At 46.3% G+C, this 10,209-nt stretch carries 8 protein-coding genes; 4 read left to right on the top strand and 4 right to left on the bottom strand.

Annotation, left to right across the window (positions count from 1 at the left end; genetic code table 11):
- Positions 1-472 precede the first annotated feature (472 nt).
- From RMO79_RS06515 to RMO79_RS06505, 3 genes are all read left to right on the top strand, one after another.
- Positions 473-1,792 carry an O-antigen ligase family protein gene (locus RMO79_RS06515; protein WP_310482248.1) on the top strand — a complete coding sequence of 440 codons (1,320 nt, stop codon included), beginning with the start codon at positions 473-475 and terminating at the stop codon, positions 1,790-1,792.
- Positions 1,793-1,999: 207 nt separating this feature from the next.
- Positions 2,000-3,940 (top strand): lipid II flippase MurJ, encoded by a 1,941-nt coding sequence (locus RMO79_RS06510; RefSeq protein ID WP_310482247.1) that lies wholly within the window; start codon positions 2,000-2,002, stop codon positions 3,938-3,940.
- A gap of 30 nt (positions 3,941-3,970) precedes the next feature.
- Positions 3,971-5,071, top strand: a complete 1,101-nt coding sequence (locus tag RMO79_RS06505; protein WP_310482246.1) for a glycosyltransferase — start codon at positions 3,971-3,973, stop codon at positions 5,069-5,071.
- A gap of 29 nt (positions 5,072-5,100) precedes the next feature.
- On the opposite strand, the gene RMO79_RS06500 is transcribed toward RMO79_RS06505, so the two are convergent.
- From RMO79_RS06500 to RMO79_RS06490, 3 genes are all read right to left on the bottom strand, one after another.
- On the bottom strand, positions 5,101-6,102 hold the full coding sequence (locus RMO79_RS06500; protein ID WP_310482245.1) for a protein phosphatase 2C domain-containing protein: 1,002 nt from the start codon (positions 6,100-6,102) through the stop codon (positions 5,101-5,103).
- Between the two features lie 193 nt (positions 6,103-6,295).
- Positions 6,296-6,913, bottom strand: a complete 618-nt coding sequence (locus RMO79_RS06495) for a DedA family protein (protein WP_310482244.1) — start codon at positions 6,911-6,913, stop codon at positions 6,296-6,298.
- Between the two features lie 117 nt (positions 6,914-7,030).
- Positions 7,031-8,119 carry a SpoIID/LytB domain-containing protein gene (locus RMO79_RS06490; protein WP_310482243.1) on the bottom strand — a complete coding sequence of 363 codons (1,089 nt, stop codon included), beginning with the start codon at positions 8,117-8,119 and terminating at the stop codon, positions 7,031-7,033.
- Positions 8,120-8,379: 260 nt separating this feature from the next.
- On the opposite strand from RMO79_RS06490, the gene RMO79_RS06485 reads away from it, so the two are divergent.
- Positions 8,380-9,525: a DegT/DnrJ/EryC1/StrS family aminotransferase gene (locus tag RMO79_RS06485; protein WP_310482242.1), complete on the top strand. Its 1,146-nt coding sequence runs from the start codon at positions 8,380-8,382 to the stop codon at positions 9,523-9,525.
- Positions 9,526-9,714: 189 nt separating this feature from the next.
- Here the strand turns inward: RMO79_RS06485 and RMO79_RS06480 are convergent, their stop codons facing one another.
- Positions 9,715-10,044 (bottom strand): protein tyrosine phosphatase, encoded by a 330-nt coding sequence (locus tag RMO79_RS06480; protein WP_310482241.1) that lies wholly within the window; start codon positions 10,042-10,044, stop codon positions 9,715-9,717.
- Positions 10,045-10,209 lie beyond the last annotated feature (165 nt).

The following is a 10,209-nucleotide window of genomic DNA, read 5'->3' as shown; positions in this document are numbered from 1 at the left end:
CGTTGTCGGCGGCAGATCGTGGCGATCTGGTGAGGATAAGGCGATCTTGGATCGCGCCCGATCCTGACTCGTACAGCCAACCAGTAACATCGAGAGCCAGCCGATCTGTAATAGGGTGGAAATATAGCGATTCATTTTCGGCACTTACTTATTTTTGATAACTACGCAAGATCGCGTTTATTTGGATAGTTTAGCTGATGTTGCCAGTCCAATAAATCGGCTAAGATAGCAGACAATATCCCATAACTCACCGCGCAATTGAGACTCACTAGTTTCGAGATAGCACTTTTTTACAATTCTGAAATCCATCAAATGTCTTAAAATATATAATCCCGATCGAAATCACGATCTCATCTATAAATGAGTTCTACTATTTTAGCTATTATTCTCTAAAAGGTACAAATATCACAGAATCTGCACGCAATCTCTTGCCATCGTGCCAGATCGAGCGAATTAATTATTTATATATCGTATGTCAAGCAATTTAATCGAGCAATTTAACGAACCAAGAAGTGTAGTTAGAACTCTTCTCGATCGATATCAGTATCTTCTCTCAATTGCTGCGACGCTGTTATTTTTCTCCGATTTCCCTGACTATGTATTTACTGCAAAAATAACTTCGATCGTCCCACTAGTTTGGATTAGTATCATTGCAGTACTGTCATTACCATTTATCAAGAAGATCGGCAATATCCCCAGACCGTTGCTGCTGTGGATGCTATTCTATATTTTTATATCGATTCTGTCTTTAATGACAATTAGTGCCGATGAAATATCGTTCACAGACTTTAGAGCCAAGGCTTTATCGGTTTTGTTTATAGTTATGATGTATGCACTATTTCAACAAAGATCGATAACTCATATCAAAATTACGATCTTATTAGTCGTCCTGATGAGTGTCGGTAATAATTTATTCGAGTTATTAAACCCGAAGGTATTTACAGAAGTCAATGTCGGTCGTCCTGCCGGATTTTTTGTCGATCCTAATAAAGCTGGATGCGCCTTGATGCTAGGGATGCTGATGAGCGTCACCGTTGTTAAAAAGCAATTTCGCTGGATTTTCGTACTCATAGCTGGCGTGGGGATTATGGCAACATTTTCGCGAGGAGCTATTCTCGGCTGGCTGATCTGTACGATATTATTAGTTGCTGGTCGAGTATTGTGTGAAAGACGACGGACAATTCTCGTACCCGCAATAATTCTGGTCGTATTTCTAGCATCGCTCAATCCGCTCAAGCTGATGACAGATTATTTTAAAGGCGATCCGACTGGAGCCAATTGGGATATTGTCAACCGATTAGAAGAGTTTCAAAACCCCTCATTATCAGAAGATTCAGCAATGGATCGGCAAGCTGTTGCCGTGGGTGCGTGGATGATGTTTGGGAATAGTCCATTTTGGGGTAATGGCTTAGCATCGACTCGAAAATGGATGATTGCAGATATATCTACCCACAATATGTATCTCTATTACATGGCAGATCATGGGATTGTGGGCATACTTTTTCTGCCTGGAGCGATTCTTGCTGTCGTCTATAAAAATCGGGGCGAACAACAGATAATTCTGATTTGCTTTGCCGTATTTCTAAGTTTGTGGGGATTTTTCAGTCATGAAGTCTTAGCAGAACGATATACATTATCGACCATTGCTTTATTAGCGGCGATGAATACCAATCAGAAGTGGTACCTTAAACATACAAACCGTAATTTTCAAATGGCTCCATCGATGTCAACAGCATCATTATTTTTACCACCAGTACGCGATCGAAAAATCATCACCCAAAAGCGCGATTAACAAATCTGCACTCGATATTTGTGCCGATTTAATCCTCATGTAGCGATCGAGTTATTTAAAAGATCGCTTCAGACACCCTCTCAAAGAGATGGTAGATAGTCTAAACTAGTTTTATAAATAAATTTCGATCGCGATCTTATCAATTTTATACAAAATGTATCTAAATATCAGATCGCTGCTTAAACTCCGATCGCGCCGAACAAGATAATGAAAATCGCTGGATGGCAAAAACTTCCTCAGCTATGGAAACAAATCGGGAGTGGCTCTATTAATAGTCGCATCTTTGGTGCGGCGATGGTCGTAGCAATGGGGACGACATTAGTTAAGTTATTAGCTATTGGCAAAGAATTGGTAGTTGCCTATCAATTTGGGACTGCCAAAGAACTAGATGCATATTTAATTGCATTAACTATTCCTTCCTTTCTGCTCAATATTATCGCCGGATCGTTTAACTCGGCATTAATTCCTACTTATATTAAGGTGCGAGAGCAAGAAGGAATTAAAGCCGCCCAAAAACTTTTTTCCGGAGCGACGATTTGGAGTATTGGCTTACTAACAATTGCCACATTCATCATGTTAGCGAGCGCGCCGCTATATCTACCCAGACTGATTGCTGGATTCAGTGCTGATAAATTAGCACTGACTTATCGGCTATTGTGGACGATTGCGCCGATGATCTTGCTAACTGGGGTGGGGACGATTTGGGGTGCCGTACTCAATGCTGGGGAACGATTTGCGTTAGTGGCACTAGTCCCGATGATTACCCCGACAGTTACCGTCATCTTTTTAGTTGGCAGTCAATCTTGGGGTGTGTTTAATTTAGTCGCTGGGATGGTTGGCGGACAGTTAATCGAAATGGCAATTGTGGGCACCGTACTCGCCAAGCAAGGGTTTTCCTTGCGCCTCAAATGGTACGGGTTTAACGAGCATCTGCGCGAAGTTGCCAGTCAGTACGCACCAGCGATTGTAGGTTCATTTTTGATGTGTAGTACTGGTTTAGTCGATCGATCGATGGCAGCAATGTTACCATCGGGCAGCGTCGCCGCGCTCGATTATGGCAACCGGATCGTCACTTTACCAATTATCATCGCCAGCACGGCATTAAGTACGGCGGTAATGCCCTATTTTTCTAAGATGGTTGCCAGTGATGATTGGCAGAGTATTCGCAATTCACTCAAACATTATTTGATAATAATTTTTGCGGGTAGCTTGCCATTAACTGGTTTTATTATCTTCTTTTCCGAACCGATCGTCCGCTTAATGCTCCAACGAGGTTCGTTTACCGCTGAAGATGCGCGGGTAGTCGCTCAAATCCAAAGTTGTTTTGCCATTCAAGTACCATTTTACATTGGCTGTATGTTGGTGGTGCGGCTGATTTCGGCAATGCGAAAGAACCATATTCTGATTGTTGGTTCTGCCTTTAATCTGGCGATTAATATCGGTTTGAACTATGTATTCATGAACTGGTTGGGTGTGGCTGGTATTGCTTTATCGACTAGTTTTGTATATATATTTTCATTCTTCTTCTTACTAGTATTCGTCCTCCGCAATCTCAATCATATCGACGAGATCGATTTTACCCCCGATGTCAAAGTCCAAATCGCCCAACTGCGTCGCGTAAAGATCGATCGCATTATTGCAATTCTCACGCCAGATCAATGTGCAATCTTTCAAGAAATTGAACTGCAACGATCGTTACAGAAAAAAAATGGCAGTTGGTTGAGTGCCGATCGCAAAGCCAAAATGTATGACATTCGCCATCAAACTATGGCGCAATTCAAAGAGATTTTAACGCTAGGACAAGCAGAACACCTCTGTCAGATGAAAGGTTGGCAGCAAGGCATTTCAACGGTGCAAATGCAACAACTCAATCTCACTAACTTGCAAAAAGAAAAAATATCACAATTGTGGAAAGACGAACGCAAGCAAATGAATGTCTTTATGACACCCGATCGGTGGGAAAAAATACAAGCCAAACAAAGTCGCCGTATTGCGATCGAGAGTGGATGGCAAAGCTTAAATTTAACACCAGCCCAAAAGCTGCAAATTGAAGCTATCCGTCAAGATTGCAAACAACAGTTAAGTTCAATTTTGACGGCAGAACAACAAGCTAAAATTAAATCCGCTCGCCGTAAATACAAACTTTAACTATTAGCTGGGAGTTGCCCATTCACATCGATGCCAACACAACGAATTGCTTTTTTTCTACCCACACTAGCAGGTGGCGGTGCCGAACGAGTTGCCCTCAATTTACTCGCAGGAATGCGAGAACGAGATTTATTATTAGATCTAGTTGTCGCCGACACTGAGGGGCCATATTTAGAGCAAATACCCACTGGAGTCCGACTGGTAAACTTGGGGACTGGTAGAGTCATGAAAGCAATTCCCGCTCTGGCGAGGTATCTAACCGAAACTAAACCCGTGGCATTACTTTCACACATGAACCATGCCAATGTAGCGGCAATATTGGCAAGAGATTTAGCGCGAAGTAAAACTAAATTGACGATCGTCGAACATAATACACTCTCTACCAGTAAATCTAACTTACAGCGCAGTAAATTTTTGCCGACGATGATGCGCTGGCTCTATCCCCGCGCCGATGAGATCGTGGGCGTTTCGCAAGGTGTCGCCACAGATCTAGAATTGCAACTGGGTTTCGATCCTGGAACGGTGCGAGTCATTTATAATCCGGTTGTCGATCGCGAGTTACTTGCTAAGGCAACAATGCCTGTAGTACATCCCTGGTTTGAGGCTGGTAATCCGCCCGTATTTTTGGCAGTGGGCAGACTATCGGAGCAGAAGGATTTCTCTAATCTAATCCGCGCTTTCGCGCTCGTGCGCCAGCAGCAATCCGCACGGTTGATAATTCTGGGTGAGGGTGAAACTCGCAGCACGCTGGAGGCGGAAATAGCCACATTAGGGATTGGAGCAGATGTCTCTCTACCTGGATTCGTCCAAAATCCTTATGCTTACATGTCTAATGCGACGACGTTCGTGCTTTCGTCTCGATGGGAAGGATTGCCGACAGTATTAATCGAGGCGATGGCTTGTGGTTGTGCTGTTGTCTCGACAGATTGTCCTTCAGGACCTGAAGAAATTTTAGCAGCGGGCGAGTACGGTCTGTTGGTACCGATCGAAGATAGTCCAGCACTCGCAGATGCCATGCTGCAAACGCTGACGACTGACACAGATCGGCTGAAATCGATCGAACGGGGTCGATATTTTTCGGCGGATCTAGCGGTCGATGCCTATCTCAAGCTGTTTGATTATCGGCTTTAAATCTCGACATTAATTACTGCCCTTTCCCATCATCGGGTTGCCGAATCGATCGCGAGAATACCGACGGTAATATTATCTTGTCCGCCTTGTTGATTGGCATAGCGAATCAGGTGACGGGCGATGGGAAGGCTGTGCGAATCGTTCGCCTGTTGAAATAAATGATAGAGATAGCTGGGATCTGGTGCGTAGTTCCACAAGCCATCGGTACACAGGAGTAAATAACCCAGGCTGGGGATGGCAAAAGTCACGATCGAAGGTTTGCCATCATCGGCGGTATCGGCACCCAGCCAGCGGACGATCGCATGGGCGTAAGGCGATGATTCTGCTTCTTCGGGGGTGTACGTACCAGACTCGATCGCATCGCGCATCCAGGAGTCATCTTGAGTGAGTTGGATCGATTTATCTGGGGCGATCCAATAGGCGCGACTGTCGCCCAACCAGCCGATCGTGGCAATATTATTTTGGATCAGTGCGGTGACGATGGTAGTAGATGATGGATCGATCGAAGATGTCGGATCGAGCGGAACTTGGGCGACGGCTTGAAGTGCGGCATCTACCCCTTGGCAAATAATCGCAGCCGGATTGTCGATAGCTTGTTGCAGGGCGAGTTCGATCGCCTCTAGGCAATTAGTCACCGCAGCACGAGACGCGAGTTCGGGATGTTGGGAGCTAGAGACACCATCGCAGACGACCATAATATAGGTATCGTCGGCTATAAATTTGAGCGCGATCGCATCCTCATTTTGATGGTGTCTGCGCCCGCGATCGCTGGCTCCCGCTAAATTGGGCGCGGGTTGGAGTTCGTTGGTATCTTTAGAAATTTCTGCTTGACGAAATCCACATTCTACGCAGTATCGTTCGGCATCGATTTTCGCAGGCGGCGCACCGCATTTCTGACAACTAACCTCGACGATTGTTGGAAGTGGCTGCACCAAAGCTGGAGAAATGGATGCGGCTACTAGACTCGCTCCACACTCTTCACAAAACCGATCGTCTACCGCGATCGTGCCTCCACATTGATGACAGTTCATAAATATTCGCGTGCAGTCTTCAAAACCATTTTACAGGAAGCGGGGAGTTGGGAGATGGGAGTAGCCCCTTCAGGGCGGCTACGCCAACGGAGATGGGAGCGGGGAGTGGGGGGACTGGGGGACTGGGGGACTGGGAGATATTTATTTCCCCTTTCCCCTTTTCCCTTTTCCTCTACAGCCTAATACCTAAAGCCTATTCCCCTGTTTTAGCGATGCGACTTTCCAGCCAGATGGGAATGACGATAAATCCGATCGCGATGAATAGAGCTAAGATGGCAAACTTGCTCACCCAAGCGAGTAACTGTTCGAGCGAGACAATTCTGCCCACAAAAAAGGCTAGCGTTGTCATCACCGATGCCCAAGTTACCGCCCCAACCAAATTAACAGCTAAGAATTTACCAATTGGCATTTCCACGACACCAGCCATCGGACTAGAAACGATCCGAATTAAGGGAATAAATCGACCGAAGAAGACGGCTTTAACCGCATTATCGCTAAATTTAGTTTTAATTTCTTCTAACTGCACTTCTTGAATCCGCAAGACTTTTGCAGCACCCAGAATCAGCTTCCAGCCGCCATATTTCCCCACTGAGTAACCGCCGATACCGCCAATAAAGGCTCCCATTGCCGCCGATGCCAAGACGAGCCAATAATTCAGCTCGCCACTCCCAGCCAAAAAACCACCGACGATCGTAATGGTTTCACCAGGTAATGGCAATCCCAAATTTTCTAACAGAATGCCTACAAAAACAGCGAGATATCCGTATTGATTTGCCAGCTCCTGGATTGTCTCTAATGATAGGAATTCCATCTATACCCGAAGAGATATAACTTTACATTTCTATATTAACTGAGGAAATGAATAATTTGACAGAGGGGGAGCGGGGAGTGTGGGGGGTGTGGGAGGATCGGAACGCAGTTCCAAAGCCTAAGGAGCTAATTTTTCAATTTTAACGCCTTGATAGTAGTGAGCTAAGATGCTGGGATACTTTTGGCCCTGCTCGGCGAGACTGTAGGCACCCCATTGACTCATTCCCAAACCATGCCCGTAGCCGCGTCCGGTTAAGGTAAATCCGGTGGGTGTGGGGGCGATCGTAAAGCGCAGACTGCGGAGCTTGAGGGCGGTTCTGAACTGACTCCCGGTGAAAGTTTGAGTGGTATCGCCGCTAACTGTCACACTGACAACGCTACCAAATTGGGTCGTGCGATCGGGGACGATCGTCCGTACTTGTTTGATTTTGAGACTTTGGCTCAGTTGGGCGAGTGTAAATGGTTGCGTCCACTCGTATCCCGGCGTACCGATATCGTAATCTGGCACCGCTCGTAAATATGGCTCCCGACTCAACCAGATATCTTCGACATTTTCTGTATGCCCTCCAGAAGCCGCATGAAAGGCAGCGAGGATCGGTTTGCCACCATAAGTCACAATTTGACCGATCGTGGCATTAACGGCGGCTTGAGTGGTGTCTGATTCGCTCGATAAGCCGCGATAGACTTGACTCAATTGGGTGCTATCGACATCGAAGGGTTTTTTGCTGCTGGCGCGGCTGCGGTAAAGGGCGTAGGTACGCGCGGCGACGGCTTGAGCTTTGAGGGCTTCAGTGGGAAAAGTCGGACTCATCTCGGCACCGAGTACGCTGTAGAGATACTGTTCGAGATCGACATGATTGATGGCTAAGAGTTGTTTGTTAACGGGAATTACCCGCACGGAGCCGCGATACCAACGATCTCCAATCCAAATATAGCCACCTGCTTGGGGTTTAATCCACAGTTGGGTAACGGAGCTATTATTACCAATTTCAATCCGATCGTTGTTGGCTGTGGCAATTAATCCCTGCTGCGGTTGGAGTTCGCCCAATTTTTGACCGTTTTCATCGCTCACGATCGCAGGTGTAGAGCTGCTAAGGTTAACTTGGGATACTTTAGCCGCAATAGCAACCCGCAATTGCTGGGAGCAAGCCGGATCGATCGCGATCGACCATAGTATTAAAGTCAGCCATCCAGTCTGTTTACTCACTTGAAAAGTTCGCATCGGGGTCAAAATTTAGCGATCGCTCGATTATCATACCCCAGATAGGAGCGGGGAGCGGGGAGCCGGGAGTTCGGAGATTTTGGATTTTGGATTGATAATATCCCAGTCCCCCCGTCCCCTCGTCCCTATCTCCCCGCTAACTTGGGAACGTCCAACATTGACAGCACGTCACTAGATGGTAAATTGAGGCAAACACGATCGATGTGTGAGCCTCTTCCGCTACAATTAATTGAAAATTCACGGTTATGAACGTTGTGAGTAACATCCCCCCTCTTGACCTCAAACGGCAGTATCAAGCGATCGGTGCTGATGTCAGTGCAGCGGTATTAGAAGTTTTAGCCTCTGGTGCTTATATTGGTGGCTCTGTCGTTCGAGATTTCGAGCAGCAATTTGCCAGCTATGTCGGTACGACTGAATGCGTCGGTTGCAATTCCGGTACGGATGCGCTGTATCTAGCCTTGAGAGCGATGAAAATTGGTGCGGGGGATGAAGTAATTACCACGCCTTTTACTTTCATTGCGACGGCGGAAACCATCAGCGAAGTCGGCGCGAAGCCAGTATTTGTCGATATCGATCTGGCTACTTTCAATCTCGATTTGAGTCAATTAGCCGCCGCAATTACGCCCCGCACGAAGGCGATTATGCCCGTGCATTTATTTGGCAATCCGTTAGATATGACGGAGTTGATGTCGATCGCGACGCAGCATAATTTAATTGTCATCGAAGATTGCGCCCAAGCTACAGGTGCCAAATGGAACGGCAAACAAGTCGGGAGCATCGGACATTTTGGCTGCTTTAGCTTCTTCCCCACTAAAAATCTCGGTGCTTGTGGCGATGGTGGCGCGATTACTGTCAACGATCCCGCGCTAGCTGGCGATTTGCGGATGTATCGCGAACATGGCAGCCGCCAGCGATATTATCATGAAGCGATCGGCGTAAATAGTCGCCTCGATGCCATTCAAGCGGCTGTTTTACAGGTAAAACTCCAACATCTCGATCGTTGGAACCAGCACAGAGCCGCAGTCGCCGCCCGCTATCAAGAATTACTTGCCAATGTGCCTAATATTATTACGCCGCAACCGACACCTGGGGGCGAATCGGCGTGGAATCAATATACGATTAGATTGGTCGCACCTGCGGGTATCGATGCTGCGGCTTATCGCGATCGCATCCGTGCCAGTCTCCAAGCAGCGGGGGTAATTTCGATGATTTATTACCCACTACCCTTACATTTACAGGAAGTATATCGCGATCTCGATCTCCCGATCGGCAGTTTCCCCAATACCGAACTAGTCAGCCATCAGGTACTCTCGATTCCGATGTTCCCTGAAATTACTTTTGAGGAGCAACAGCGGGTAGTATACGCGCTCAAAGATGCGATCTCACTCTAGATTAAGGATACGATCGATCCTTGAATTATGTAGAGTAGAGCTTTAGCATTTCCAATAAGTCCGATTTAACCCGATCGGTAGGGTAAGAAGACTGCTACCTCTGGTGAGAACAATGGGTATCGAGTTGCATTACCTAAAGGAGTTTTCAATAAGTCTGGTTAGATCCGATCGATTTGATTGGTTAGCAAGCTAGATTAAATATTCGGCAAGCCGCGATTCCAGAATTTCGATAAGTTCTGGATCCATGTATTGATAATCATCGCTAATATGTAAAGTCACGATCGATTTTTCAGCCATCAGATCGGGATATTTTTGCTGAAGAATTGCGGCATGGCGTTTTTCCATTACAAAAATTCGATCCGCCCAATTAATTAAACCGGGCGTAATTTTAATTCTGGCACGATCTGAAGTACCAGCAGATTTGGCTGTATAGAGATCGCTATCTGTAAATAGAGCGGCTGCTGTCGGACTCCGCCATTGATTGCGACTACAGACAAATAATAACTGCTTTCGATCCATAAAATTCGAGAGGTAGCGACAGTTGAAAAGTATCGATTGAAATAGACTTACTTCCTACTTTACAATTATAGATTATTCTTTTACTCCTGCTCTCTCTGCGCCTCTGTCTTGATTTGCTAAACCGTCGGGGAACCCGACGAGCGCAAATCGCTGCGGTTAAAAAAA

The organism is Chamaesiphon sp. VAR_48_metabat_403 (genome assembly GCF_031422475.1).
Taxonomy (GTDB): Bacteria; Cyanobacteriota; Cyanobacteriia; order Cyanobacteriales; family Chamaesiphonaceae; genus Chamaesiphon.
The sequence above is the reverse complement of the archived record's forward strand: the minus strand, read 5'-3'. Positions and strand labels throughout refer to the sequence as shown.